A 25,355-nucleotide genomic window follows, 5' to 3' on the forward strand; every position below is an offset into this window, starting at 1 on the left:
CACACTTTCTCCAGTTTTGCCTTAATTGCGATTAAAGCCGGCGCCTATATATGCCGATATGTACTGCATATACCCTCAGCCGCTGTCAATGCGGCAGGCAAACGTTAAAGGGGTGCTGAAATGGCCGAAGAAGCAAAACAGGAGAAGGGATTAACCTTCCAGATAAGCCCAGACGGCGGCAAGTTACTCGCCACGTACGAGCCCGTCGCACAAAAAGTCCCAATCGACACTGACTGGGTCTGGCAGGCGCTTGATGCTCAAAATTTATCAGACCTGTTCATTCTTGATGACGCTCTTTCCAATCTGGTAAAGAGGTGCGCCGTTGCCGCAGACCGATTCACGATGCAGATCGGGGAACGCAGGGATGGCACGCTGGCATTGACCGTTGCTCCAGATCTGATGTCGGCGTATATCACCATCACATCTGCATACGGCGGCAATGCCGTCACCTCCGAGCAGATACTCCAGGCTCTCCAGGAACAAAAAATTGTCAGCGGGATTCTCCATGATGAAATAGAAAAGGCTGTTGGTGAAAGGGAGGTCCTGAAAAGGGAAATTGCCAAAGGCCGTTCGCCGCAACCAGGAGAAGATTCCCAGTTTATCAGCCTGATCCCGGAAATGAGGGAAAGATGTCCCCTGGCAGACGACACGGACAACGTTGATTACCGCAATCTGGGCGGCATCGTCAGCGTCAAATCGGGCGACCCTTTGATGCGGCGCTATCCGGCGACCAAAGGGACGCCTGGCGAAAACATTCTGGGAACTCCGTTACCAACAACCGACGGCAACGACATAGCATTTACTCCGAACCTCAGTGGCACCGTCTTCGCGGAAAACGACAGTGATCTGCTTCTGGCAGCCATTTCCGGGCTACCCGTCCAGGTGGATCACGGCATCATTGTCGAACCGGTCATCAATCTCAAGAATGTCGACCTCTCTTCCGGTAATCTGCACTTCGAAGGCACGGTAAACATCGCCGGTGATGTAAAAGCCGGGATGGAAGTAAAAGCAACGGGTGACATCATTATCGGCGGCGTCGCCGAAGCCGCAAAGATCGAAGCCGGCGGCAACATCGAAATAAAAGGGGGGGTAATCGGCCAGAGAGAAGTGAGAAACCAAAAAGGCGAACTGAACCCCGACATTTCATACGTTCATGCCGGCGGCTCGGTCACCGCGCAATTTGTGGAGAACGCCTGCATTATCGCCGGCCGCGACATCAATATCCGTGAAGTGGCTATGAAGAGCGAACTCACCGCCGGAAACGAAGTAATAGTCGGAGAGCAAGGAATGAAAAAGGGGCACATCATCGGCGGCGTCTGTCGAGCCACCACCCTTGTCCATGCCATCATTGCCGGCTCCCCCGCCAACGTCAGCACGAGAATTGAAGTCGGTGTCGATCCGTCCATCAGCGAAAAGCTCTCCATTGTCAAGCAGCAACTGGAGGAAAAGGAAAAACGACAGGAAGAAACCGCCAAGACATTGGCATACATCCGCGACAACCCGGCCAAGGTTGATGCAGGAATGGCCAGACTGAAGGAACGGGTCTACAACATCCAGCAAGCAGAAATCACAGAACTGACCGGACAAAAAAAACGCCTGCAAAAACGGCTTGAACTGGTCAACAACGCCAGAATAGAAATAGAACGAACCGTATACTTCGGTGTCCATCTCATGGTTGGGGACAAGACCCTCCTGATCGAAGATGACCTGGAAAGCAAAACTTTCACTCGCGGAGAAGAAGGAATCGCATACTGAACCTTTATTGACGGAACTCCTTGCCGGTGTTGACAAAGGGCATCAGCTTAATGTTAAATGGTGTCTGTACGCAAGGAGGTGAACCAGTGCACATAATCGGCTTGACGGGGGGAATCGCCTCAGGGAAAAGCACCGTTGCAAAACTGCTGGAGAGTCACGGAGCCGTAGTGATCGATGCCGACCAACTTGCACGGGAAGTAGTGGCTCTGGAAGAACCGGCCTATAACGACATAGTCGCCGCCTTTGGCAAAAGTATCCTGAACGAGGACCGCACCATAAACCGCACGGCCTTGGGAAAGATCATCTTCTGCGACCCAGAGGCCCGGCGGCGGCTGGAAAGCATCACTCACCCTGCAATCGGCAAACGAGCAGAGGAAAAGCTTGCAGAACTTAAGATGGCTGGCACACGCGTGGTCATCTACATGGCGCCACTTCTCATTGAAGCCGGCGCCACCTCACGCGTCGATGAGATCTGGGTTGTTTATGTGGACAGGGAAGTCCAGGTGAAAAGGGTGATGGAGCGGGACAACATAACCAGGGAAGAGGCTCTGCAAAAGATTGCCGCCCAAATGCCCATGGAAGAGAAACGGCTCTACGGCTCGGAAGTAATCGACAATCGGGGAACACTGGATCAGTTGGAAAAACGGGTTAAGGTACTGTGGGAAACGAAAGTAACGGGTAAAACAGGGAAAATCTGAACATCCGACAATATAAGGAGCTGTAAATGAATAACAGGGTCAAAATTGCGCTCAGATTTAGGTCGGATTTGGCCGAACTGATTGAGCTAAACCGCAGACGTAGCACGGCTACGTTGAGGATTTGGCGATTGAAGATCGGCTAAAGATGACCTGAAGATGAGATGCAAGATGCCCATGTTATTTGTTTACAGTTCCTAAGGTCTAACAAAAAAGCCCCCGATGAATCGGGGGCTTTTTTGTTACTTATGATAACCAAGCTTGGAGGATATTTCTTCCGAAGCCTTTAAGACGAGAGGAATCAGCTCCTTCTCCAACCTTTCATCGGTAAACCTCATGGATGGACCGGAAATACTGACGGCTCCGATAATTCGCCGCGTGTAATCGCGGATGGGAGCACCGACGCATTTGACCCCCACATCCAGCTCTTCGTTGTCAATGGCATACCCCTGCTGGGCAACCTGTGCCAAGTATTTTTTCAATTCATCCCGATCGGTTATCGTATTCGGGGTGTAGCGCTTCATTTCCTTGGAAGGGAGGTAATTAGCCAGCTCCTCGTCGGTCATGTAGGCTATCTGCACCTTTCCCGCGGCAGTGCAGTAGGCTGGCAACCTGGCGCCTACACGCGGTACCACTCGCACGGTGAGATCGGTTTCGACAACGTCCAGATAAATGATGTGGAACTCTTTCAGGATCGCAACATAGGTCGTTTCGTTGCATTCCCTGACCAACCATTCAAGGACGGGCCGTGACTGGCGAAGAAGTCCCATCTGCTTAATGAAGGTCTGTCCCAGTTCGAGGGTCTTGAGCCCCAGTCGATAGTTCTCCGTGACCTTATTCTGCTCGATGTAATTCCTGGACTCAAGGGTTGCCAGCAACCTGAAAACATTGTTTTTATGCAGCTTCAGGCGCTTACTCAACTCGGTCACACCGAGCTCGTCCACATCGTCATGGAACTGCTCCAAAAGATCAAGCGCATGGGAAACTGCCTGAATAATATACTCTGATTTTTCTTTTTTTGCCATTGGTTACACCTACTTGATTTAAATTCCAACAGGATTTCATAAGCTTTTTAGCAGAATATGTCAAGGCATTTATCAATCACATTAAATACTCATCAAACATCCTCTTTATTATTTCATAACATAAATAAAAGGTTTGCCATATACTGGCCAATCAAGCGGAGATCTCCCAAGAGTAAAAAACCCAAGTTCGAATCTTCAGCGGATACAATTGCAATAAATTGATAAAATACCTGTTTGAAAATATAGAATAGTGTTTTATACTTGTCAAGCAAGAAAAATTACATGCCTATAATTAGACCATGTTTGAGACATTTAACAAACGATATTAAATAGTTAGACATTATCATCAAACCAACGAATCATGCCGGCTGTTATACTTGGTGGAGGAGATTTTATTTATGCTGAACCTGCGAAAAAAAATTCTTGTCGCAATTGACGGCTCCCCCCTTTCCGACAAAGCCGCCGAAGAAGCGGTACGCATGGCGGTCGGCAACCCGAGTCAATTTAAAAGCAAGATATATGCCATGCTGGTTTTACCTAACGCCCCTCGCAATACATTTACCGACTTTGTCCCCGCAGCCCCTATTACCGAATCCAAGGAATGGGCAGAATTACGTGAACGAATCCTTTATGTAATTGAAAAGGATGCCAAGGAAGCAGGAATACCCCTGGAAATCAAGGTCGTCTACGGAGATCCGGCCGATGAACTGCTGAAGTTTGCGGAAAGGGAAGAAATCGACGTCATCGTCATCGGCAGCTCAGGAAAAGGCTTTCTCAAAAGGAAACTGCTTGGCAGCGTATCTCACAAAGTCGCAAAATATGCCAAATGCTCCGTCTACATAATCAGGGGATAAAATCCTTTACATCATGCCTGCGTACATACGATCTTGACAAAAAAGGTCGTCCTCTCTATGATTACCTTAATTTAATCTCTCTCATTTAGCCTGACCGCTCCATGGAGTGTTATGCTTTGCGTCTGCGCCTGATATCAAAACTAACCATTTCCACAAACATGGTATTGCTGATTTTCATGGTTATTTTTGCCTATGTAAACCTTGCAGCGTTAAAAAAGCTCCTTATCGAAGAAGCAGTTACAGACGCCGACAAACTGGGTGAAACCATCATCCGCGCCACCCAACACCAGATGGTTCATGATGACCGTCAACGGATCCAGCAAGTGATAAAAGAAGTGGGGGCTGAAAAGGGAATCGACCACATCAGGATGATCAATAAAAACGGCCGCATCATTTATTCCACCCAGGAGGAGGAAATAGGCACATTTCTCGACAAAAAAGCGGAAGCCTGCAACATGTGCCATTCCAGCAGTAACCCACGGACACACGCTTCCTCCATGAACAGAAGCAGGATCTTTACCAGGCATGATGGAAAACAGCTTCTGGGCCTGGCCAAGGCCATTTATAACGAAGAGAGCTGTTTCTCCGCCAAGTGCCACTTTCATCCCGAACGTTTCAGGGTTCTGGGCGTACTCGATGTTACCGTCCCCCTTGATCGCATGAATGCCCAGCTCAACTCCTACCGAGGCACAACCATTGCTGTCACCATCCTCCTTATGGGGCTCATCTCACTCTGCATCACCATCTTCATTCAGCAACTGGTCAACCAACCGGTGCAACAACTTCTGAAGCACACCGAACAACTGGCGCGGGGAGAAATGGATACCAGTGTTTCCTTTACTTCGGGGGGTGAACTGGGAGAACTGGCTGACAGTTTCAACAATATGACGATGAAGCTCAAACGGGCAAGAGCCGAACTGGAGGACTGGGGAAAGAACCTGGAATCCAAGGTCGAAGAACGGACCCATGAGATTACGGATATCCAGGCACAGCTCATTCGCTCGGAAAAACTTGCATCCCTCGGGGAACTTGTGGCCGGCATAGCCCACGAAATCAACAATCCGCTGACGGGTATCCTGGTTTTCTCCTCCCTTGTCAGCAAGGACCCTAAACTTGACCCATCCCTGAAAGATGACCTGGAGATCGTCGTTCAGCAGACAGAGCGCTGCAGTCAGATAGTCAAAGGACTCCTGGATTTTTCCAGGGAGTCGGTCCCCCAGAAAAAGTTTTCATCCCTTAACCGCATCATGGACATGTCACTTTCCCTCATCGAGCGTCAGGTGCTTTTCCAGAATATCACCATAACGAAAGATTACAGCACTGACTTACCGGATATGCTGCTGGACCCCAACCAGGTCGAACAGGTTTTTGTCAATATGATCCTCAATGCCGGTCAGTCCATGCTTGATGGCGGCGATCTCCAGATCTGCACCGGCATGACAACGGACGGCTGTCACGAGTTTGTCAGTATATCCGATACCGGCTGCGGCATTTCAGAGGAAAACCTGGTGAAGATATTTGATCCTTTCTTCACCACCAAGTCAACCAAAGGGACCGGCCTGGGTCTGTCGGTTTCCTACGGGATCATCAATAATCACAGTGGAACGATAGAGGTGGAGAGTAAGGTGGGAAGCGGCACGACTTTTACCATCATGCTGCCGACTAGACTAACAGAAATACTTTAAAAATGAAGGGGACTAGTTTTCTTCAGAGCGATGACTGCCGCCACGACTGAATAGGGCAATGCATACAAATATCAGCACAAAGTTCCAATGCTTCCACACATACCCGGATTGTGCTGCTAACTGCTGGCCTGGTTTCTGATCGAAATACCAAGCTTCTTTATCAGCGCCTGGAAGTTCGGCCGCAGCATGCCGGTTTCTTCAGCCGCACGGGTGATGTTCCAGTTGTTCCGTTTCAGCGCATTGAGGGCAAAGGCCTTTTCTACGGGCTCCACTGCGCGTTCCCGAATATGCCGTTTAGTTTCTTTCAATTCGTCGGCGCTTTGCGGAATAAATCCTGAAATAAGGCAGCTTTCGTCTCCGCCAGGCAAGGTAAGCTCAAGATTCTCCTTCTGGATAAGCCCCCCTTCAACCAGAACGACGGCCCGTTCAACAATGTTCTCGAGCTCGCGTACATTGCCGGTAAAGGGGTATTCCTCCAGCAATGCAAGGGCGTCAGGAGCCAATCCCCGGATTTCCTTACCCATTTCTTCAGCAAATTTCTTCAGGAAGTGCGCTATCAGGAGCGGCAGATCCCCCTTCCTGTCCCGCAAAGGAGGAAGGTCTACCGGGATTATATTGAGACGGAAAAACAGGTCTTCCCGGAAGCTTCCTTCGGCAACGAGGGTTCTGAGGTTCCTGTTGGTGGCCGCCACCAGACGGATATTGATCGGGATGGGCTGTGTCCCGCCGATGGGGGTAACCTCGCGCTCCTGAAGAACCCGCAGCAATTTGGCCTGGGTAGTCAGGCTGATATTGGCGACCTCGTCCAGAAAAAGCGTTCCGCCATCGGCAACTTTAAAAAGCCCCATCTTGGTATGAACGGCTCCGGTAAAAGAACCTTTGACATGACCGAACAACTCTGATTCCAGCAGGTTTTCTGCCAGAGATGTGCAGTCCACTGCGACAAAGGGTTGGTCCCGCCGCTGGCTGTTCTTATGGATCGCACATGCAACGAGCTCTTTACCCGTGCCGCTTTCACCCGTTATGAGAACGCTACTATCGGTCGGCGCCACCTGCATGATCCGCCGATACACCTTTTGCATCTCCCGGCTTGCACCGATGAACATATCGAAGCCGTGATTATCCCGCAGCTCCTTGCGCAGATACATGTCATCGAACAGCACAGCTTTCTGCTCCAAGGCGTTTTCGACTTTTTCGATAATTTCTTCAGGGGTGAAAGGCTTGGCGATATAATCGACTGCACCGTTTTTCATGACTTCAACTGCGGTATCTACCGAGGAATAACCGGTGATGATAATAACCGGCATCTCAGGCTGAAGGACCTTAATGCTCTTCAAGACCTCCATGCCCCCCATTCCCGGCATTTTCAGGTCGGTTATAAGCAAGTCGAATGCCTCCGCCTGCAGCTTTTCAATGGCAAGATACCCGTTAGCAAAGGTTTCAACCGTAAACCCGCCACCATCGAGAATGCGGCGCATCCCCTCCCTGATAACCGCTTCATCATCGACGACCAGAATACGCTTTCTCACCATTTCGCTTACCCCTTCACTGTCTGAATGTTCCATATCGCTCAATATGGCAAAGCATGTCCGGTTTATACACTGCTCCAATCCCCGCCAGATAAGCCATCAACCAGCGCAGCAATTTTCACGCCGATTTCATTTTTAGCCATTTCAAAGAATTTGTCCCGTTCAACAGCCACAACACCCGGCCCGTTTTTACTCGGCATTTTCCCGTCAGGAGTGGCAATGAAGCTGCTTAACGTCGCATAGATACGCGGCGCACCCAGGACAATCTTAAAATATATTAAGTAAACAATATTGGTAAGTCAAGCGCTAAACGCTTTCAACAAATGAGTGAAGCAAAAAACTATTTCATCATCGATCCCAACAGACAAAGGGTTTCCGTACCGTTGCATAAATAGCCACACATGGTGTATTTTTAATTATACATGCACCAAGCGAAAAGGCAAAGCATGTGATTACAATAGGTTAGAACAATAACACCCTTCAACACCCATGCCCATCCACCTATTTACGTATAAAATTTATATACGTTACTCCGTTTTGCCCCGAAAGTGACTGCCTCAACAACAAGCAAAAACATCTTTTATTTCAACACATTAACACCGTTAATTAATAAAATATTAATCGCGGCACAGTCGGTGCAATACCATGTTTGTAAAAAGCAGCAAATCCAAGAAATGCCTTAAAAGGAGGATGCCATGAAAAGCACAGTCAAAAACGCGTTACTTGTATTTATCGGCAGCGTTTCCACAGCCTTTGCAGCCGACGGAGTCGAAAAAGGAGAAAACAGTTTGCTGCTGTTTCTCTTCCTGGGTTTTGGCGCCCTGATCATCGTCTTCCAGACGATTCCCGGCATACTGCTGTTTTTCTCAATGCTGAAGGGGCTGTTCATGTCAGCGCCAAAGGAAACCGCTCTTGCCGCTGAAAAACCCGACAAAACATCGTAATTCCTATTTCAAATCAAGGATGAAATCAAGGCGGTGAGGAGTGAGGCGACGAAGGCGTACAGATAGTACGTTGAGGAGCCGAAGACAAGCCAACGAAGATAGCGCCTTGATTTGGAATTGGAATAAGGCACTATCTGCGAAATCAACAAAAAGAGAGGCTGAAGATCATGCAAGGACTTCTCATAGCAGATGAGGACCTGGATAGCCGGAAGTTTATGGCCGACCTCTTTATCGAAGCGGGATATAACGTCATGGTAACAAACTCAGCGGCCAACGTGCTGTACGGCATTCTGAAAAAAACGGCCCAGGTGGTGCTGCTCAGCAGCGAATTTGACGAACTGACGGCCACAGACCTGATCCCCCTGTTGAAAAAGTGCAACCGGAATTTGACAATTATCCTGGTTTCCAACGAAATGTCTCTGCCGCTCATTCGCAAACTGCGCAAGGAAGGAATTTTTTACCACGCGCTGAAACCTGTAAAACCGGAAGACCGGGAAGAGATCCGCCAAGCCGTGAAATGCGCTTTCGAAACCATGCGGGGCAATTGAAACTACACCATAAAGGACAGATAGCAAAAACATCAAATAAGGAGACGGCCATGAAAACATTAACAACGCTCTTCATCACGATCACCCTTTGGTTGGTCGCAATTCCCCAGGCTTTTGCAGCCTCAACGACACGGGTATACAGCAGCGGCATTCTGGTGCTCGCTTTTCTGGGCTTCTGCGCCTTGATCGTTGTTGTTCAACTGATCCCGGCCATCATCACGTTATGGGGAATCGTCAAGGAACTCGTGGCCGGTAAGGACAAGGAAAAAGAAGCAAAAGCCGAAATATCAAACTGAAGCGGCTTATCGCGCAGTACGCTAAATATTTTATCTATACATATCGGAAGGGAGGATGAACTCATGTTCGAACAAATGTTCTCATCGGTTGGAGAAATCAAGGAAGTCTTCACACTGGTTGATTATTACCAGTACATAAAAGGGGTTGAATACCTTATCTGCGTGGCATTCTTTGTCGGATTTCCCATTTTCTACCGGTACATTCACAAACGGGAAAACGCAGACGACTAATGTTGATTGCATCGCGAAAAGAGTGTCGCCAAGAATATACGATAACAGTACGGCAGAGAATTAACTGTTGTGATCAATCTACAAAAAGGAGAACGCCATTATGTATGCTATGAAGAACTGGCTTATCGGGGGAATTTTAATGCTAGCGCTGTCCGCGGTCCCTCCCGTCTGTCAGGGGATGAACATGCCGGATTCCATCACGCTTGATTCCCTGGTTCAGCTCTACGATAAGGTGAAATTCGATCATGCAAAACATATCAATCTGATAAAGGACTGCGCTGTGTGCCACCACCACACGACCGGCACGCTGGTTGAAGACCCCAATTGCGTCAGGTGTCACAAGAACAGCAGTGAAACCAAGATAGTGGCCTGCAAAGGATGTCATTCCGCGCAGACTTTCTCGGCAGAGACTCTGAGAGAGAAGCGGCAGGGCACAAAACTCTACCACCAGGACAAGCCGGGGCTAAAAGGAGCTTACCATCTGAATTGTATGGGATGCCATACCAAGATGGGTGGACCGACCGGCTGCCTGGATTGTCACAAACGGAACAAGGCAGGAGACGCTCTCTACAATTCCGGCAAGTCTGCGCCCAAAAAGGCACAGGGAAATGCAGCGGGCCACGGTCATTAACCAAGAAAGCCGGTGAAAGATTTTACCAGGCGCTAAAATTTGAACCGAAGGAGACACGAACATGAAGCGGAGAGATTTCCTGAAAGGTTGCATGATATGTGGGGCAGCATCCTCCCTTGGCATATCGAAAAAAGCCTGGGGGAGCGGTTCCTTTGAAGGATATCCCGAAGGAATGGGGGTCCTGGTAGATCTGACTCGCTGCATTGGCTGCCGTAGCTGCGAGGCGGCCTGCAACAAGGAACAGCAACTTCCCGAACCAAAGGTGCCTTTCGATGATCAATCGGTTTTTGAGGAGAAACGACGTCCGAGCGAAGAAGCATACACGGTCGTAAACCGTTATGAGCAAAAAGGCGGCCCGGTGTACCGCAAGATCCAGTGCAACCATTGTAACGAACCGGCCTGCCTCACATCATGCTTTGTAAATGCCTACACCAAAACAAAAGAAGGCGCCGTTATCTATAATTCAAAAGTGTGCGTAGGATGCCGCAACTGCATGATCGCCTGTCCTTTCAACGTCCCTGGTTACAGCTATTCGAGCGCAACCAACCCGGTGGTTAAAAAATGCATCCTCTGCTACGACACCCGCCTTAAATATGGAAAACCGCCTGCCTGCGTCGAGATTTGTCCCCAAGAGGTACTCACGTTCGGCTACAGGAAAGACCTGATCAAGATCGGTCATGAGCGGATCAGAGAAACGCCGGACAAATATGTAGACCACATTTACGGTGAAAAAGAAGTGGGAGGAACAGGATGGCTCTATCTCTCCAGCGTCCCATTCGACAAAGTCGGCTTTGATAATACATTGGGAAATGAGCCGATCATCTCCAACGTCAAGGAGTTCCTCGGCACTGTTCCCATGGTGCTCACCATCTGGCCTGCCCTGTTTACCGGATTCCACCTGCTCTCTACCCGCAAAAAGGGCCATGGAGACGACCATGGGCATGACGCACATTCAAAATCAGAGCAGGAGGACGCAAAAAAATGAAAACATATAAAGCAAACGGAGTGGAAATAGTCGATTCCCTCTACAAGGATAGCGGGAAGAAAAAATGGAACTTGATGGAGAAGCTGCTCTTGGGCCTCACCCCCCGGCAGTATATTGCCCAGGCCCTGCGCAACCCTTTCAACTGGATATTGGCAGTTATCTTTGCCATCGGAATACCGATAATCCTCGGCCGCTTCTTCTTCGGGTTAGGATGGGTAACCCACAGTTCAAATGATTATCCGTGGGGAATGTTTCTGGGATTCGGACTCTTCGCCATGGTGCCCCTATCCTCTTCAGGATTCCAGCTTGGAACCACATGTGAGGTCTTCGGTCGCCATGACTTTGAACCCATTGAGCGGCTAGGGCTCTTGAACGGCCTCTTAGGCTACTTATTCGCCGTCATCTATCTCATGGTTGACCTAGGGCAACCATGGCGGCTTCCCTATCCCATGGTGGTATCCTTCGGCCCCGCGGCGGTTCTCTTCCTGGTGGCCTGGCATGTGGCCACTTACCTGTCAGTCCAGGTAGCGGAGGTTTCGGTAGCGTTCTTCGAATGGATAGGTTTCCCGATGGGCAAACGAGGGGTGAGAAAAATCACCCTCGGCCTGACCGTGGCCGGCATCATTCTTTCAACCCTTCACCAGGGCGCCTTGGGAGCTCTCTTCACCTATGCCCCCGGCAAGGTGCACCCGCTCTGGTATTCCGCCTCTTTCCAGTGGCTCCACTTTTTCGTTTCCTCGCTGCCGGGGGGGCTCTGCATGGTCATCGCGGTGAGCACCATTGCCCGTAAGACGATGGCCTGGCGTTGCGGCCAGGGTTTCAACGACAATCTGGACAAACTTACCATCGCCCTGGCCAAGGGTGCCAGCATGGGACTTGCCACTTACCTTACCATCAAGCTGATCGGCATGGCCCACGACAACAAATGGGAATACCTCGCCACCGGCTGGGGGCAATGGTACATGTTCGAAATATTCTTCGGGGTCATCCTGCCTTTGGGGCTCTTCGCCTACGCCATCAGAAACAAAAAGGTCGGGCTGGTCCGCTTCAGCGCCTTTCTTACCGTATTCGGCGTAGTGCTCAACAGGGTGAATACCGCCATGATAACATTCAACTGGAAACTGGCGGAACGCGAAATTCCCCACTGGCGTGAGGTCATCATCTCCGTCACCATTTTCGCGATTTATATCACGGTTTATCGTTTTATCCTCTACCGCCTGCCGATTCTCTATTCGTGGAAGACTGCGGATGAGACGGTAGAAGCAACGGAAGGTGCGAGAGTACCGAAAAAAGTCATCCGTGAAGAAGAGCCGGTGCCTGTTGGAACGTACAGGACGAGGGAAGAGAGCATCATTCCCACAGCCGGCTTCTCAAGCCTGGAAAAAGGGAACTGAGCGCGCGGGCAGTGAAAAATGCCGCGTAGCCCGTCTGACCGGCAAAAATAGATCAATTACAGGAGATAATCATGAGATTCCGTTGGACTGCTTATATTCTGGCGGCGCTCTTGGGAAGCGCGTCCCTGACATCCGCCTTGGAACTCAAGAACAAAACCTTCAGTACCGCAAACGCCGGCAAGGTTGTTTTCAGCCACACGTCACACCTGAAGAAGAAAAATGCCAAGAGCGCCAATGTAGGCTGCAAAGCCTGCCATAACGGCAATATGCGTGAGAACGTCCGCTATACCATGGCGGACATGGACAAGGGAAAATCATGCGGCATTTGCCATAACGGCAAAAAAGCCTTCGCACTGGCAAAGTGCACGGTCTGCCACAAAGTGCGCGAGATCACGTTCAAGGTGAAGGAAACCGGGCCGGTCCTCTTCAGCCACGCCAAACACCTGAAAACCATGCAATGCGGCGCATGCCACAACAAGGTTTTCAAAGCCGGCCCAAACAAGCGTGTCGACATGGCGCAAATGGAACGGGGGAAATCGTGCGGCGCATGCCATAACGGCAAGAAGACCTTTGCCCTGGGAGAATGCACAAAATGCCACCCGGTAAAGGAGAAGAGCTATAAGGTTGCCGATGCCGGAAACGTCACTTTCAGCCATAAGCTTCATATCGACATGTACAAGTGCCGGGAATGCCACAGCAGGCTCTACATCCCGGGTTCCGGCAACAAAACCGTTTCCATGGCCGAGATGGAGGCCGGCAAATCCTGCGGCGCCTGCCATGACAGTAAATCGGCTTTTACCGTGAAGGAAAGCTGTGACAAGTGTCACAGGACGTAGCGGGTTGTTGAACAACGAGGGCATATGAGGACGCGTTGCGAAAGGGCGATAAACCCGAACGTACAGGCAGTACGGAATGGTTTTGAGCCCTTGAGCAACAGGCAGTGCAGACCATGCCGATTTTCAGCAACATGACAGGAGGAGGTAAACCGCCATGTTAAGAAGCCTGACAGCCAGGGCCATAGTGCCGGTCGCAGTGGCGGTGACCGGGTTCGTCATCGTCTGCTGCATTCTCCTTTACTCGGTCATGAAAACAGACATGGTCAACGACGCGGTCAGCTATGAAGCAAACCTGGCCGACACCATCATAAAGTCGACCCGTTACGCCATGCTCAAGTCGGACCGGGAAACGGTGAGCAACATCATCGACAACATCGGCAGCCAGGACGGAATCGAACATGTGCGCATCTTCAACAAAAAAGGGCTCATCATGTTCTCGCAGCAGCATGAGGAGATCAACCGCTATGTGGACAAAAAAACTGCGGGCTGCATCGGCTGTCACGCCGGGACAGTACCGCACGCCACCATGAGGGACATGGAGCGGGCACGCCGTTTTGTCAACACACTGGGTACGGAGGTGATTGCAATCACTGCTCCCATATACAACGAGCCCGCATGCTATACGGCCTCCTGCCACTTCCACACTTCCGGCCAGAAGATCCTCGGGACCCTTGATATCGGCCTCTCTGCGACGCCTCTTTCGAAAACGCTTTCCATCATGCGCAGCAGGATGATGGTTTTCAGCATTATGGTGCTCATCCTCTCGGTGGGAGGAGTCGCAGCGCTTTTGAGGAGACAGGTCTTTATGCCGCTCCGGGAAATTAAGGCGTTTACAGCAAAAGTGAACCGTGGTAATCTTTCTCCCGAACTTTCAGGAATTTCCGGTGAACTGACCGAACTTGCCGGCGACATCCGGGCAATGGCCTCCAGGCTCAGGATCGCCGTCGATGAGCTCGAAAAGCTGAGAGGGGGCACGGAAGAGATGAAAGAGAAGGCAGGCGTGAACGCGAACAGCGTATAGGAGCCAGTCGGACTTAGGAATGAATCTACTGCGAGAACGGAAAATCGGTCCATATTTCCGGAAATTTTCGACAAATAGGTCCACTATTCGCTCTCAAATTTCCGATAATCTGTCCTCGATTTGCCATTCTCTCGTTACGATTCCCTAAGTCCGACTGGCTCCTAGGTGAGCTGTTGCGGCCATCCAGCCATCGGCCATCCGGAGATAACGCTCGCCATGAAGAATCAAACCACCCACTCCTCTCAGCCGGAAGATGAGGCAAGCCTGCCGGTACAAAAGGGCACGCAGGAGAGCATGGAAAAAATCCGGCGGCTGAAGACAAAGGCAAGCCGCGGGCTTTTTGCAATGGCCCTCTTCATTGCCGTCAGCATCGGTGCAGTGCAGAATTTCGCTTTCCTCCCCACATTCACGCCTCAGATTCGAGCCATCCTCGGCACACCACCCTCGGCAAACATGATAAGCGCTGCGCTCATGCTTTACAGCTTCTCTGCCATCATCCTCATCCTCTCGCGGATGATGAGCGGCTCCGGCAGCTACAGCGGATTTTCCCATGTGGGCTATCTCGCCGCGTTTTTCGCCTTTTATCATTTTAGCGGCGCACTGTATGAAAACTTCTGGGCCGTCTTTGCCGCCGGCACAACAATTCTCGGACTGGAAAGCTACCACATCTGGACGTTCTGTGCGGAAGAGATCAAAAAAGAGCAGGAAAGCCTGGCTGAGCATGGCGGGAGCAAAGGTAGCGGCGAGAGCGCCGGGGAATGACCTTGTGCGCAAAACCCCCGATAAAACGACACTATATGGACCAAGAAAAGAGTTGACAGAAGACGGTCAATATTGCTAGTTTACCTGATATTCGTGGGTTCATAACCACTCAAACCGCATGCCACACCCATATTGCTGAACAGACAATCGCATACATCGCTGGGGGAGTTCGCAAGAACTGAGATCCGTCTTAACCGGAAACCCTTTGAACCTGATCCGGCTGATCCCGGCGGAGGGAAGCGCACTATTTAGGTCCACCAGACCATGAGCCGCTTCAGCGGCTTTTTTGTTTTCAACGCCTGAATCACCTTCACAGCAATGGAGCAGCAATGGAAATAACCGTAAATGGCGACTCGACAACCATAGAAAAAATGTCCGTCCTTTCCTATCTTCAGACGCTCGATATCGATCCCCGGCGGGTCGCGGTGGAGCTCAACCTGGATATCCTGCCGAAAGTTGATTATGAAACAACCATCATCAATGACGGAGACCGGATTGAAATCGTCCACTTCGTCGGCGGCGGCAGTTTATAAAAGAAATCTTCAGGGAGATCAACATGAGAACTGATACAGATAAACTTATCATCGCAGGCCGCGAGTTCAACTCCCGCCTGATGGTCGGAACCGGCAAATATGCCGACTTTCAGCAGATGGTCAAGGCAATTGAAGTATCCGGCGCAGAAATAATTACCGTTGCCGTGCGGCGGGTAAACATCTCCGACAGAAACAAGGAATCTTTACTCGATCACATCGACACGAAAAAATACACCCTCCTGCCCAATACCGCCGGCTGCTATACTGCCGATGACGCCATCCGCACCTGCCGTCTGGCTCGGGAAGCGGGATTGTCCGACTTTGTCAAACTGGAGGTGCTGGGTGACGAAAAGACCCTGTTTCCCGACAACGAGGAACTGCTGAAAGCAGCCAAAGTCCTTATCAAAGAAGGCTTTACTGTGCTCCCCTACACAACGGACGACCCCATCGTCTGCAAGAAACTCGAAGACATCGGCTGTGCTGCGGTCATGCCGCTCGGCGCTCCGATCGGCAGCGGTCTCGGCATCAGAAATCCGTACAACATCCGTATCATCCTCGATACGGTAAAGGTTCCGGTAATCGTCGACGCCGGCGTCGGCACAGCCTCCGATGCAGCCATTGCCATGGAGCTCGGCTGCCATGGTGTGTTGATGAATACCGGCATAGCCGGAGCAAAGGACCCCATCGCCATGGCAGAGGCCATGAACCTGGCAGTGCGGGCAGGACGGCTTGCCTACCGGGCCGGGCGTATCCCGAAGAAGCTCTATGCCACCGCATCAAGCCCTGTCGAAGGAACAATAGAGTGAAAACTGCGACAGATTCTCCATGGATAGATTTCAACCTCTATCTCATCACTGACCGGAAGCAGACCGAAGGTCGGAGTCTTGAATTTGTCGTCGAAGAAGCCCTGAGGGGAGGGGTCCGCGCCGTCCAGTTACGGGAAAAGGATCTCCCCAGCCGGGAACTGTACGAAACAGCCTACGAACTGCGAAAACTCACAGCCCGCCACAACGCCAAACTGTTCATCAACGACCGGGTAGACATCGCCCTGGCCGTGGATGCCGACGGCGTTCATCTGGGATACAACAGCATCCCCATCTACCGGGCGAGAAAAATCCTCGGGGAGAAAAAGCTGATCGGCGTCTCCTGCCATAACCAGGTTCAGGCCATAATCGCCCAGGAACAGGGAGCAGACTTCATCACCTTCGGCCCGATATACTTCACCCAGTCCAAGGCCCCCTACGGCGAACCGGTGGGCATAGTCAAACTGGCAGAGATCACCCACCTCCTCACTATACCGATTTTTGCACTCGGCGGCATTAAACCCTATAACGTACCGGAGGTGATTGCAGCCGGCGCCCACGGCATAGCTCTCGTCTCCGCGATTCTCTCAGCTGATGAGCCGCGGACGGCGGCAAAGACCCTTATCTCTCTTCTGCCGCCGATGGAACAGCACGAAGTGTAATATGTCCAACGACCAGATCCACCCCGATCTCCGCATAAACTCATACGGCTCATACCTGCGCCGTCGCTTCGGCTGCAGGGTCAGCAAGATCAACGTCGACGGAGGCTTTACCTGCCCGAACAGGGACGGCGCCCGCGGCGTAGGCGGCTGCATCTACTGCGACAACAGCTCCTTTTCCCCTGGCGGAACAGTGGCCGAGATTCCCATCGAAACCCAGATGAGCGAAGGGATGGCCTACCACCGCACGCGGCTCAAGAGCGAAAAGTTCATCATCTACTTTCAGAAGTTCACCAACACCTATGCCCCGGTTGAGAAGCTCCGCGACCTTTACAGCCGCGCCCTGGCCCATCCCGATGTGCTCGGCATCTCGGTTGGAACCAGGCCTGATGCAATCAGCGACGAGGCGATCCAGCTCCTCGCCGGCCTGGCCCGCAACCATTACGTCTGCGTGGAACTGGGCCTCCAGTCCATGGACGACGCAATCCTGAAGCAGATCAACCGCGGCCACACCCTGTCCGAATATCTCAACACGGTGAACAGAATTGCCGGGCGGGGAATCGACATCTGCACACATCTCATTTACGGTTTCCCGGGCGAGACCCACGCGGGATTTCTCAAGACCGCCGACCTGATAGCCTCACTCCCCGTCAATTCCCTGAAAATTCACCAACTCCATGCCGTCAGGGGTACGCGCCTCGCCGACCTCTATCATGACGGCAGCTTCATCCCACTCTCCCATGCCCGGTATGTGGCGGCAGTCTGCGATTTCCTGGAACTGACGCCGCCGTCAGTTACCATCCAGCGGCTCTACGGCTCCGCGCCGCTCGCAATCCGTGTTGCCCCCAACTGGGACCTGAAAAACAACCAGATGTGGTACTCTGTGGTCAACGAGCTGAAGAGGCGCGGCACCTGGCAGGGGTGCAGGCTGGCAGGGGCAGATGAGAACGTAAGCAATCTTTGATGCACGGGCTTCAGAGTTGACCAGTTGACCATGACCTGCCGCTGAACCGTACCCCCCCTTTGAAACATCCTTGCTCCCTTTCAATTTTCATAGAACAGACAACCATCGACCAGTCCAGTGCGCGGCCTCCTTTTCGGGAAGATGCGCCCCGCTTCAGCCATCCAACAATTTTCAAGGTTATTAACGAGCAACAGATGGTTTCGATTCCAGGTTATCACGTGGTTTTACTTGGATTAGGTGCCGCAATCTGCTAAAAAGGTGAACATCTTTAACGCATTCTGCCATCGGGAATAACGGGCGTTCGATTCCGTCAATATCGCCATCTTTAAGGATCGTTTGGGGATCAGAAGCCACGGCCAGCGCAGTCACCGCTTCGAAACTTCTACCCCCAGGAACTGAAGTAAAGTCAATTTAGGGGGGGGCTGATTTCATGGCACAACAAGCCTTACATATACTTTTGTCTGAGTTAATCTCCCGTTGGGAAAATGAAGTAATCGAGTTCAAAAATGTCGGTGACTCATATTCGACATCTGACATCGGCAAATATTTTTCGGCTCTTGCCAATGAAGCCAACCTGCGGGATGTTGAAAAGGCTTGGCTGGTTTTTGGTGTGAATAATAAAAGCAGATCCATCGTCGGCAGCGATTACCGGCAGGACAATGAGCGCCTACAAAGCCTGAAAATGCAGATTTCAGCGGAGACTGAGCCCAGCATTACGTTCCGTGAAATTCATGAGTTGCAAAGTGATAAGGGACGCGTAATCCTGTTTGAAATACCTGCTGCCCCTTTGGGGATGCCGATTGCCTGGAAAGGGCATTATTACGCCCGCGCAGGCGAAAGTCTGACTCATCTTGGCCTGGATAAGCTGGATGAAATTCGTAAACAGGTAGGGGCAACTGACTGGTCTGGTCAGGTGGCTAACGCAGCTACACTGGATCATCTGGACACACACGCACTGACTAAGGCTCGTGAATCTTTCGCCAAAAAGTACGCTAATCGTTTTGCCCTGGAAGAGGTTATGACATGGCCTGAAAGTACATTTTTGGACCGTGCAAAACTAACAAAAGATGGCCAAATTACCCGCGCTACCATTTTATTACTGGGAAAAGCTGAAGCAGCCCATTTGCTCTCACCGCAACCAGCACAAATGACCTGGAAACTGGAGGGGGTTGAGCGTGCTTACCAACACTTTGGCCCCCCATTTCTGCTGAATACCAGCATTCTGTATCAGAAAATCCGCAATATTCAGTTGCGTATCCTGCCGGAAGATCAATTGCTCCCCATTGAAGTGGCCAAATATGACCAGAAGATTGTGCTTGAGGCATTGCACAACTGCATTGCTCATCAGGACTACGGCCGCAATGGGCGCATCATTGTCACAGAACTACCTGACAGGCTGATTTTTGAAAACGAGGGCTCGTTTTATGAAGGGCAACCAGTTGATTATATTTCTGGGCACAAAACCCCCAGACGCTACCGTAACCCTTTTCTGGCCCAGGCGATGGCTGAGCTTAATATGATCGACACCATGGGGTATGGCATTTATGAAATGCACATTGGACAGGCACGGCGCTATTTCCCCCTGCCTGATTATGATTTGAGCGAGCCCTACGCGGTCAAGATGACAATCCATGGCAAGATTGTTGATCCTGCCTACAGTCGTATGCTTATCCAGAAAACTGATTTGTCATTACAAGACATATTTGCCCTTGATCGTGTCCAGAAAAAACTCCCACTTGATGACGTAATGGTGAAACATTTGCGCCGAGCAAATCTTATTGAAGGCAGAAAACCCAACCTCCACGTCTCCGCTACCGTTGCCGCTGCGACAGCGAGCAAGGCGGACTATATTCGTACCCGTGCCCAGGATGACGATTATTACACCAAGCTGATACGTGATTATCTGGTTAAGTTTGGTTCTGCAACCCGCAAGGAGATTGATACTCTGTTGTGGGGCAAATTGAGTGATGCTTTGGATGTCGAACAAAAACAGAACAAAATCGGCAACTTGATTACCAGTATGCGAACTACAGAAACAATAGTGAATACGGGATCTCGTAAATTACCCAAATGGACTCTCAAAGAAAAAAAATAAGAATAAAAAAAGAATAAAAAAAGAATAAAAAAAGAATAAAAGCAGAATAGAACCCTATTAAATAGCCATGAAATAAGGAATTTGGCAGCGATAGCATAAAGATAAATATGGCGTATATTTCCAAATTATTATCGTCAGGGACAGATGTAAAGACAATACAATCGCCGTTGTTATTGTTTTGCCCGACACACCACCAAAGACCGAACAAGTAACCGTACAAGTAGGGGCGTTGCCGACAAGGGCGAAGCACGATGAAGCTGTGCTGTCGCCCCTACGAAATAGTTCTTCGCAGGAATAACCACCGACCAAGTCAAATACGACGTTGTCACCGATTATGCAACATTTATGGATATTGTGAAGTGAGGAATGCAGGCAGAAAAGGATATTCAGGGTAAATCCGATTCATATTGGAATCTTGAGGGTGGGGGAATAAGGCATAGTTTGACTTGGATGAGGATTTGGCGGAGCTGCGAGGGAGAATATACCGAGTCGACAGCTTTAAGGTCACAACTTGTGACCTTAAAGAAAGGGGCTCACACAGGAAGTATCTGCCCTATGCCTTTACCGAGCAAGGAATCGCAATGCTCTCAAGCGTTCTCAACAGCGACCGGGCCATCGAAGTGAACATCCTCATCATGCGGGCGTTCGTGAAGCTCCGGGAGATGATCGCGTCCCACAAGGATTTAGCGAAAAAACTGGATGAACTGGAAATGAAGTACGACGCTCAATTCGCCATTGTTTTTGATGCCATGCGGCAGATCATGACACCACCGGAATCGAAGCGGAAGAAGATAGGGTTTGCGAAAGAAGAGAAAAGCTAAATGACCAGGTCTTCATTCTACGAGGGTGTAAAAAGGTTTGTGTAAATGGTCATTAGGGGGTACACCAAGTTACCCTAAGGAGATCACATGACTATTAACACCGACGTAATCGACGATCTACTCAAACATTATAAGACCCCCGAAGAGATTCTAGGGGAAAACGGGCTGCTGAAGCAGTTGACCAAGGCTGTTCTTCAGCGGGCGCTCCAGGCTGAAATGACACTGCACCTCGGCCACGAGAAGCATGCTTCCGTTTCCGCCAAAGGTGGCAATGCACGCAATGGCTCGTCGGCAAAGACCATCAAAGGCGATTTTGGCACCATGCCGATTGAGGTCCCTCGTGACCGGGATAGCAGCTTTGAACCAGTCATCATTCCCAAAGGCCAAACCCGGTTCGCCGAGTTCGATGATAAGATTATCTCCCTGTACTCCCGCGGGCTTACCACTCGTGAGATCCAGGGACACTTGGAGGAAATCTACGGTGTTGAAGTATCCCCCGCTCTGATTTCAATAGTGACTGAAGCAGTAGCTGAAGAGGTCAAAGCTTGGCAGAACCGCCCGTTGGATGCGCTTTATCCCATCGTTTACATGGATGCCATCAGGGTCAAAGCCAGAGGCAATGGCCATGTTGTGAACAAGGCTGTCTATCTGGCCATCGGCATCAACATAGACGGTGCCAAGGAAGTTCTGGGAATGTGGGTCTCCGAAAACGAAGGAGCCAAGTTCTGGTTGCAGGTTGTGACCGAACTTAAGAACCGTGGTGTCCAGGACATCTTCATTGCCTGCGTTGACGGCCTGAAGGGGTTCCCTGAGGCCATAGAAATAGTTTATCCCAACACTCAAGTCCAACTTTGCATCGTCCATATGGTACGCAATTCCTTGAAGTTCGTTTCGTGGAAACAACGCAAAGAAGTTGCGACAGATTTGAAGGTTATCTACCAGTCAGCGACCGCTGAGCAGGCCGAAATGGAACTGACAGCATTTGAGGCAAAATGGGACAAAACACACCCGACGATCAGCCAGTCCTGGCGCCGGAACTGGGCGCAAGTTATACCATTTTTTGCCTATCCAGCTGATATACGAAAGGTTATTTACACAACCAATGCCATTGAATCACTGAATATGTCACTCAGAAAGGTGACCAAAAACCGGGGCTCGTTTCCCAATGATGAGGCAATGTTCAAGTTACTATACCTGGCGCTGAGAAACATCGCGAAGAAATGGACCCTGCCGATCAGAGACTGGAAAGCTGCCATGAACCGCTTTTCCATTCTTTTTGAAGACAGAATGCCAAGCTATTAAAAACAGGGAACCAAAACCATTTACACAAAACTATTGACAGGCCCCATTCTACGGAAAAAGAGCAAAACTGAAGTCACCTATTTTGTAAATTTACCCTATCGGATTTTCGGAGAGACCCGTGAAAACAGCCAGAATACTCGGTACAAACGAAGCATACCCCATCGGCAAGATTCTCTGCATCGGCCGCAACTATGTTGACCACATCAAGGAACTGGGTAACGAGACCCCGGAAGCGCCGGTGATTTTCATGAAACCGGCATCATCCGTCATTTCTGAGGGGGAAAACATCGTCATCCCCTCCTATTCCAACGATTGCCACCACGAAGCGGAATTGGCGGTGCTGATCGGCAAGCAGGGGAAGAATATCCCGGAAATGCAGGCACTGGAGCACATCGCCGGTTACGGCGTAGCCATTGACCTGACCTTGAGGGACGTACAGGCCGAGCTGAAGAAGAAAGGGCTCCCCTGGGACATCGCGAAGGGATTCGACACGGCCTGTCCCCTTTCCGATTTCGTTGATGCCCGAACTGTAGCCGAGCCCCAGAATCTGCAAATCAGGCTCTCGGTAAACGATCAACCTCGTCAGGACGGCAATACCGCGATGATGATCCACACCATCCCTGCCATCATCAGCCACATGTCAGGCATCTTTACCTTGGAGCCGGGCGACATTATCCTCACCGGCACCCCGGCCGGAGTCGGTCCCGTCAGATCCGGAGATCGAATCGTCGCAGAAATTCCCGGGATTGGAAGCCTGCGGGTGACAGTGGCGTAACAATATCGTTATTTTAATATTTGCATACTTGACTTTTCACCCGCAGAATAGTTACCCTTGAGCGAGTAAATTATTACGGAGGTGAACATGGAGCCAAAGAAACTTTGTCCCGAATGTCAAGGGGATATGATCCTTCTACCCGGCTGAGGCGGCCTCTTCTGGCGGTGCCAGAAGTGCGGAAAGAAATTGTCATTTGCTGGCGGGGATTTGAAAAACTGCGGCAGCGATTGTAAGTAAAGGAGAGGGGGCATCGAAATATCGATGCCCCCTCTCCTTTTTGAATGCGTTTTTAACCCACGTCAGGCTAACCGGTTTCGATTACAGCATGAAATCCACAACCATCCCCTTGATCTTCATGATCTGCGCCGTGATCTTGATATGGTTCTTCTGTTCTTTCATGATCAGGTGGTACAACTCATCGGCTTCCTTGTCGATGACGGTGATGATTTCATGGCAGCGTTGGCTGTTCGGCCCGCCGACCAGCTCCAGACGATACGCATCGGATGTTACCTTATTGGCAAATGCGGAGATCAAATCACGGTAGATTTTGAAATTGACGATGGTCGGCTCTTTCTCCAGACTATCCCCCGCCCGGTCGATCTCCTCCTTCAATGCCTGCAATTGACCGGCATAATCGGCGGAATCCTTCGACATCTGGCCCAGTTTTTTTGCAAAAAGCGAACTGCCGGAGTCAGCTGCCTTGCGCAAAGCAGCACCTTTTGTTCTTTTGTCCACCTGTCGTGAACCGGTTTTGTCATTGATACGCATTTACTTCTCCCTGCACACTTCAAATATGGTGCATTAATAATACTCTTCACTATACTCCGGCGTACTATCCTTATACCCCGGCATTCGCCCGGCAGAAGCTATCGCTGCGTCCACCTCCCGGATGAGCCGTTCCCGGTCTTTTGGGTAGCTCCCGGCAAGATTGAGAAAGTTGGAAACATGGTTGGAGCGAAGGATGGTCTTTTCAGGATGGAGGCCGGCAACAATCTCCCGTGCTTCCAGAAGCAGCTCGCCCCGTGTGCACTGGTGAATGGTCCTGATGAAGGCATCGTTGTGACGGTGAAACAGGGTCAGAAGTGAAAAATATTCCGGGTTGACCCGGTTCACCCAGGCGGCTGTACCCCCGGCATGCTCAAGGCTCCGCTCCCGTCCGGCCAGACCGAGAATGGCCGTAACCGAAAGCTTCATTCCTGCTCCGCGCGCTTTCAACACCTGTACCGCCATTTCGTCGGCATTGAACCCCTTGTTTATTGCGGCGAGTGTTACAGTATCGCCCGACTCCAGGCCGAAATAGAGGATACGCAGCTTCTTCTGCCGCAGTACGGACAGCTCTTCGGGGCTTTTGCCGGCAAGACTTGCCGGCGAGGCATAGGAGCCAATGCGGGTCAGGGTGGGAAAGGTCGCGGCAAGGTGGTCGAGTATCCGCGTAAGCCCGTCAAAGGGGTACACCAGCGCATCGCCGTCCGCCAGGAACACCCGATCCACATGGGGGCGGAAGCGCAAAGGAATCGAATCGATCTCGCCAAGCACCTCCTCAAGCGGCTTGACACAGAAGCGCTTTCCCTTGTACATGCCGCAGAAAGTGCAGTGATTCTGCGAGCAGCCGATGGTGATCTGAAAGATAAGACTCCGCGCCTCGCTCGGCGGCCGGAACAGCGGCTCAACATAATCAAGCATGGGGCATCCTCACTACTTACCGTTACCCCCCTTAAGGGTCGCAAGCCGCTCCTCGGCCTTCTTGCCGTAATCACCGCCGGGATACTTCTTTGCTATTTCCTCGTAGAGTTGTTTCGCATGCTCCAGGTTATGCTGCTTTTCCTCGAACTGCGCGGTTTCAAAGAGCTGCTTTCCATTGTCGCCGGAGCATCCGGCAAAGCCGAGCGCCCACAGCATCAGCACCAGCAGAATAACGCGCCGCATAGATACCTCCAAAAAAAAAGCCCCGAATCGCTTCGGGGCCTTACGGTTTTCAACAAGACTAAGCTTTGTACACATTGGCTGCCTGCGGCCCCTTCGCCCCCTGGACGATGTCGAACGTTACCGCTTGCCCTTCGGCGAGTGATTTGAAACCATCACCCTGGATGGAAGAAAAATGAACGAAAACATCTTCGCCGTTTTCCTGCTCGATAAAGCCGAATCCCTTTGAATCATTAAACCATTTCACCACACCATTGGCCATTCTTCTTTCTCCTGTAACGACTAGCTC

General features: G+C 50.9%; 29 protein-coding genes, 1 pseudogene and 1 riboswitch. Of the genes and pseudogenes, 23 read left to right on the top strand and 7 right to left on the bottom strand.

What is annotated here, in order from left to right; genetic code table 11:
* Positions 1–120 precede the first annotated feature (120 nt).
* Both GURA_RS18560 and coaE read left to right on the top strand, forming a co-directional pair.
* Positions 121–1,755: a DUF342 domain-containing protein gene (locus GURA_RS18560; RefSeq protein ID WP_011940449.1), complete on the top strand. Its 1,635-nt coding sequence runs from the start codon at positions 121–123 to the stop codon at positions 1,753–1,755.
* An 86-nt stretch (positions 1,756–1,841) separates the two neighbouring features.
* Positions 1,842–2,453, top strand: a complete 612-nt coding sequence (gene coaE / locus GURA_RS18565; RefSeq protein WP_041245553.1) for a dephospho-CoA kinase — start codon at positions 1,842–1,844, stop codon at positions 2,451–2,453.
* A gap of 239 nt (positions 2,454–2,692) precedes the next feature.
* On the opposite strand, the gene GURA_RS18570 is transcribed toward coaE, so the two are convergent.
* A complete protein-coding gene (locus GURA_RS18570) occupies positions 2,693–3,475 on the bottom strand; it encodes an IclR family transcriptional regulator (RefSeq protein WP_011940451.1) in 783 nt (260 codons plus the stop codon).
* 398 nt (positions 3,476–3,873) lie between these two features.
* Between GURA_RS18570 and GURA_RS18575 the strand changes: the two genes are divergently transcribed.
* Together GURA_RS18575 and GURA_RS18580 are read left to right on the top strand one after the other, a co-directional pair.
* Complete coding sequence (locus GURA_RS18575) at positions 3,874–4,329, top strand: universal stress protein (RefSeq protein WP_011940452.1); 456 nt, start codon at positions 3,874–3,876, stop codon at positions 4,327–4,329.
* Between the two features lie 116 nt (positions 4,330–4,445).
* Entirely contained in the window at positions 4,446–6,014 is a 1,569-nt protein-coding gene (locus GURA_RS18580; RefSeq protein WP_011940453.1) for a HAMP domain-containing sensor histidine kinase, read from the top strand.
* Positions 6,015–6,130: 116 nt separating this feature from the next.
* Here GURA_RS18580 and GURA_RS18585 read toward each other — a convergent pair whose 3' ends face one another.
* Both GURA_RS18585 and GURA_RS25150 read right to left on the bottom strand, forming a co-directional pair.
* Entirely contained in the window at positions 6,131–7,546 is a 1,416-nt protein-coding gene (locus GURA_RS18585; protein ID WP_011940454.1) for a sigma-54-dependent transcriptional regulator, read from the bottom strand.
* A 62-nt stretch (positions 7,547–7,608) separates the two neighbouring features.
* Complete coding sequence (locus GURA_RS25150) at positions 7,609–7,743, bottom strand: hypothetical protein (RefSeq protein WP_268741730.1); 135 nt, start codon at positions 7,741–7,743, stop codon at positions 7,609–7,611.
* Positions 7,744–8,238: 495 nt separating this feature from the next.
* Between GURA_RS25150 and GURA_RS18590 the strand changes: the two genes are divergently transcribed.
* From GURA_RS18590 to GURA_RS18670, 19 genes and pseudogenes are all read left to right on the top strand, one after another.
* Entirely contained in the window at positions 8,239–8,487 is a 249-nt protein-coding gene (locus GURA_RS18590; protein ID WP_011940455.1) for a hypothetical protein, read from the top strand.
* Positions 8,488–8,654: 167 nt separating this feature from the next.
* On the top strand, positions 8,655–9,035 hold the full coding sequence (locus GURA_RS18595; protein WP_011940456.1) for a response regulator: 381 nt from the start codon (positions 8,655–8,657) through the stop codon (positions 9,033–9,035).
* A gap of 50 nt (positions 9,036–9,085) precedes the next feature.
* Positions 9,086–9,331, top strand: a complete 246-nt coding sequence (locus GURA_RS18600) for a hypothetical protein (RefSeq protein WP_011940457.1) — start codon at positions 9,086–9,088, stop codon at positions 9,329–9,331.
* Positions 9,332–9,394: 63 nt separating this feature from the next.
* Positions 9,395–9,562: a hypothetical protein gene (locus GURA_RS24805; protein WP_011940458.1), complete on the top strand. Its 168-nt coding sequence runs from the start codon at positions 9,395–9,397 to the stop codon at positions 9,560–9,562.
* A gap of 184 nt (positions 9,563–9,746) precedes the next feature.
* Positions 9,747–10,193: a cytochrome c3 family protein gene (locus tag GURA_RS18605; RefSeq protein WP_232278942.1), complete on the top strand. Its 447-nt coding sequence runs from the start codon at positions 9,747–9,749 to the stop codon at positions 10,191–10,193.
* Positions 10,194–10,254: 61 nt separating this feature from the next.
* Positions 10,255–11,178: a 4Fe-4S dicluster domain-containing protein gene (locus GURA_RS18610; protein ID WP_011940460.1), complete on the top strand. Its 924-nt coding sequence runs from the start codon at positions 10,255–10,257 to the stop codon at positions 11,176–11,178.
* The gene (locus GURA_RS18615; protein WP_011940461.1) at positions 11,175–12,572 is read left to right on the top strand and encodes a polysulfide reductase NrfD family protein; all 1,398 of its coding nucleotides are present in this window, start codon (positions 11,175–11,177) and stop codon (positions 12,570–12,572) included. The genes GURA_RS18610 and GURA_RS18615 overlap by 4 nt, the downstream gene beginning before the upstream one ends.
* A gap of 71 nt (positions 12,573–12,643) precedes the next feature.
* Positions 12,644–13,408, top strand: coding sequence for a cytochrome c3 family protein (locus GURA_RS18620; protein ID WP_011940462.1), 765 nt, complete (start codon positions 12,644–12,646; stop codon positions 13,406–13,408).
* Positions 13,409–13,562: 154 nt separating this feature from the next.
* The gene (locus tag GURA_RS18625) at positions 13,563–14,429 is read left to right on the top strand and encodes a HAMP domain-containing protein (protein ID WP_011940463.1); all 867 of its coding nucleotides are present in this window, start codon (positions 13,563–13,565) and stop codon (positions 14,427–14,429) included.
* Positions 14,430–14,645: 216 nt separating this feature from the next.
* Positions 14,646–15,191, top strand: a complete 546-nt coding sequence (locus tag GURA_RS18630; RefSeq protein WP_011940464.1) for a hypothetical protein — start codon at positions 14,646–14,648, stop codon at positions 15,189–15,191.
* 151 nt (positions 15,192–15,342) lie between these two features.
* Positions 15,343–15,446: riboswitch (TPP riboswitch) on the top strand.
* Positions 15,447–15,520: 74 nt separating this feature from the next.
* Positions 15,521–15,724, top strand: a complete 204-nt coding sequence (thiS, locus tag GURA_RS18635; RefSeq protein ID WP_011940465.1) for a sulfur carrier protein ThiS — start codon at positions 15,521–15,523, stop codon at positions 15,722–15,724.
* A 23-nt stretch (positions 15,725–15,747) separates the two neighbouring features.
* Complete coding sequence (locus tag GURA_RS18640) at positions 15,748–16,530, top strand: thiazole synthase (RefSeq protein ID WP_011940466.1); 783 nt, start codon at positions 15,748–15,750, stop codon at positions 16,528–16,530.
* Positions 16,527–17,189: a thiamine phosphate synthase gene (gene thiE / locus GURA_RS18645; protein ID WP_011940467.1), complete on the top strand. Its 663-nt coding sequence runs from the start codon at positions 16,527–16,529 to the stop codon at positions 17,187–17,189. The genes GURA_RS18640 and thiE overlap by 4 nt, the downstream gene beginning before the upstream one ends.
* Position 17,190: 1 nt before the next feature.
* Positions 17,191–18,150 carry a TIGR01212 family radical SAM protein gene (locus tag GURA_RS18650; protein WP_011940468.1) on the top strand — a complete coding sequence of 320 codons (960 nt, stop codon included), beginning with the start codon at positions 17,191–17,193 and terminating at the stop codon, positions 18,148–18,150.
* Between the two features lie 430 nt (positions 18,151–18,580).
* The gene (locus GURA_RS18655) at positions 18,581–20,245 is read left to right on the top strand and encodes an RNA-binding domain-containing protein (protein ID WP_011940469.1); all 1,665 of its coding nucleotides are present in this window, start codon (positions 18,581–18,583) and stop codon (positions 20,243–20,245) included.
* Between the two features lie 458 nt (positions 20,246–20,703).
* Positions 20,704–20,796: pseudogene (locus tag GURA_RS25455) on the top strand (hypothetical protein); the annotation flags it as partial.
* Positions 20,797–20,826: 30 nt separating this feature from the next.
* Entirely contained in the window at positions 20,827–21,066 is a 240-nt protein-coding gene (locus GURA_RS25020) for a hypothetical protein (RefSeq protein WP_041245554.1), read from the top strand.
* Positions 21,067–21,153: 87 nt separating this feature from the next.
* Complete coding sequence (locus tag GURA_RS18665) at positions 21,154–22,368, top strand: IS256 family transposase (protein WP_011937053.1); 1,215 nt, start codon at positions 21,154–21,156, stop codon at positions 22,366–22,368.
* Between the two features lie 118 nt (positions 22,369–22,486).
* Positions 22,487–23,143 (top strand): fumarylacetoacetate hydrolase family protein, encoded by a 657-nt coding sequence (locus GURA_RS18670; protein ID WP_011940472.1) that lies wholly within the window; start codon positions 22,487–22,489, stop codon positions 23,141–23,143.
* A 318-nt stretch (positions 23,144–23,461) separates the two neighbouring features.
* Here the strand turns inward: GURA_RS18670 and GURA_RS18675 are convergent, their stop codons facing one another.
* Genes GURA_RS18675 through GURA_RS18690 form a run of 4 tightly spaced genes read right to left on the bottom strand, consistent with a single transcriptional unit; the run spans position 23,462 to position 25,328 of the window.
* Positions 23,462–23,911 (bottom strand): YaaR family protein, encoded by a 450-nt coding sequence (locus tag GURA_RS18675; RefSeq protein ID WP_011940473.1) that lies wholly within the window; start codon positions 23,909–23,911, stop codon positions 23,462–23,464.
* A 33-nt stretch (positions 23,912–23,944) separates the two neighbouring features.
* On the bottom strand, positions 23,945–24,826 hold the full coding sequence (locus GURA_RS18680; RefSeq protein WP_011940474.1) for a radical SAM protein: 882 nt from the start codon (positions 24,824–24,826) through the stop codon (positions 23,945–23,947).
* A gap of 12 nt (positions 24,827–24,838) precedes the next feature.
* Positions 24,839–25,069 carry an outer membrane protein assembly factor BamD gene (locus GURA_RS18685; protein WP_011940475.1) on the bottom strand — a complete coding sequence of 77 codons (231 nt, stop codon included), beginning with the start codon at positions 25,067–25,069 and terminating at the stop codon, positions 24,839–24,841.
* Between the two features lie 58 nt (positions 25,070–25,127).
* Complete coding sequence (locus GURA_RS18690) at positions 25,128–25,328, bottom strand: cold-shock protein (RefSeq protein ID WP_011940476.1); 201 nt, start codon at positions 25,326–25,328, stop codon at positions 25,128–25,130.
* Positions 25,329–25,355: the final 27 nt, after the last annotated feature.

It is taken from the genome of Geotalea uraniireducens Rf4 (assembly GCF_000016745.1).
Taxonomy (GTDB): domain Bacteria; phylum Desulfobacterota; class Desulfuromonadia; order Geobacterales; family Geobacteraceae; genus Geotalea; species Geotalea uraniireducens.